At 46.0% G+C, this 1,473-nt stretch carries 1 protein-coding gene and 1 pseudogene; one reads left to right on the top strand and one right to left on the bottom strand.

Annotated elements, in window-relative coordinates; translation table 11 throughout:
• Positions 1-298: pseudogene (locus R8N49_RS24615) on the top strand (lipase family protein); the annotation flags it as partial.
• A gap of 152 nt (positions 299-450) precedes the next feature.
• Here the strand turns inward: R8N49_RS24615 and R8N49_RS24610 are convergent.
• Positions 451-1,473, bottom strand: a 1,023-nt coding sequence (locus R8N49_RS24610; RefSeq protein ID WP_318190157.1) for an amidohydrolase, incomplete at its 5' end; no start/stop codon positions are given.

Raw genomic sequence — 1,473 nt, 5'->3', positions numbered from 1 at the left:
GCTCCTTACGTTGTTAGTTGATGGTGGGGCTGCGGCGTCAGTCTTTGCCCTGCAAAATGTAGGTTCTGCTATTGCTACTATATATGACGCGATTGCTCGTTCAATCGTCAAAATTTCAGAACTCTCTAGCGAATTTTCTGAACGCGTAAAAGGTTTACTTGGCCACATGTTGGTATTTGCGGGGAAAGGTGCAAATATCGCGATCAAATTTACTTATTCCTTTATTCGTTGGGTGTTTGAATTGGTGCTAAGTAAGTTGAATCAGGCTGTTAAAGCCGCTCTCAAAACGACCTTCTGATTTTGATTAATCCACCTTTGCTTAGGTGTGGTTTATTCTTAAATACGAAAAGTTTCCTACTTGGTTAGCGAAGCTAGTGGCGAGCAAATAGATAGTGCTTGGTGAGTCAGATAGAAAACACCGCCTCGATAGCGGCGGTGTTTTATTTTGGATTACTGTCGTTGATAAACCGATTGACCTCTGCTGATTGTTTCTTCCACGTTTAGGTCTTTTAGCGCCTTAGGTTCAATCTTCATCGGGTTGTTATCGAGGATGATTAAATCCGCATTCTTACCTACTTCGATAGAACCTTTATACGACTCCTCAAAGTGTTGGTAAGCTGGCCAAATGGTCATGGCTTGCAGCGCGGTGTACGTGTCAACGCGCTGATCTGCACCCAGTACTTTATCAGTTCTGGTGGTGCGATTGACGGTCGCATCCAATACTCGGAATGAACTTGGCAGCGCCACAGGTGCGTCATGGTGAGTACTGAACTTTAACCCTGCCTTTCTCACCGCTTGAGTTGGTGAAATGAAATCGGCACGAGGATGGCCGAGTACCGAGTCCACATGCCAGTCACCCCAATAAAAAGTATGCATTGGGAATAGAGAAGGGAAGATGCCTTGTGCAGCTAAGCGATCCACTTGGTCTTGGCGCATGGTTTGGCCGTGAATGAGTACAGGTCGGCGGTCTTGTTTTCCTAGCTTTTCATTTGCTTTGGTCACTGCATTGATAAATTGCTCGATCGCAGCGTCACCATTGGCATGCGTCAGCACTTGCCATTCATTTTTAAAGGCCGTTTCTACGTAATCGTAAGCTTGTTGATCTTCAAAGGTTGGGTAGCCAGCGTAGTCTTTATCTTGTCCATGTGGCGGGTGGAAGTAAGGCTGACTTAGCCAAGCCGTTTTACCTTGTGGAGAGCCATCAAAGTTCAGCTTTACGCCACCGATGCGGAAATGGTTGGTGTACTCTGGCGTGTTGTATTCCGAGTCCATAAAATCACTGCTCGATACCATATCGGCGTACGCAACCAAGTCGATCATCAGCTTGTCGTTTTTCGACGCGCGTTTCATCGCTTCATAACCTTCTGATGTTGCTCGTCCTTCTTGAGCCGTGGTATAGCCATATTTCGCGTACAAACCTTGCGAGGCTTCTAACATGCGATCTTGAAGTTCAGAATCAATCAACTTATTGAG

The organism is Vibrio sp. 1978 (genome assembly GCF_033344345.1).
This window is presented reverse-complemented; position numbering and strand designations above follow the sequence as displayed.